This is a genomic window from Pseudomonas sp. AC463 (assembly GCF_979253585.1).
On sequence record NZ_CEEDDZ010000363.1, the window covers coordinates 1 to 315 of the forward strand.

The 315-nt window shown below is 65.7% G+C and carries 1 protein-coding gene; it reads right to left on the reverse strand.

What is annotated here, in order from left to right; all coding sequences use genetic code 11:
• Positions 1–296, reverse strand: a 296-nt coding sequence (locus AC0IYH_RS30540; protein ID WP_471837903.1) for a BLUF domain-containing protein, incomplete at its 3' end; no start/stop codon positions are given.
• Between the last annotated feature and the right edge of the window lie 19 nt (positions 297–315).

Here is a 315-nt window from a genome sequence, read left to right on the forward strand (position 1 = left end):
GCCTTGTAGTCACCCTTGGAAACGAGACCGGGATCGCGATAGTCCATCGACCAGGAGCCGAACTGGCGATGTTCGATAGGCTCATCGGCGACGGTGACGACGTCGCAGTGGCGATCGTCCAGTGCGATCCGGGCGTAGCAGGCCCGGACGGCGTCCGCCTCGCCTTCGAGCGCTTGCAGAAAACGCGTGCCATCCGCCAGCAGCAGGCCGGTGATGCCGTCGGAGCCGTTGCGGACGCGGGATACGGTCAGGATGCCGTCGAGATCGACGTCCCCCGATAGCGCCGCACGGCTCATGTAGCAGATCCGGCGCATC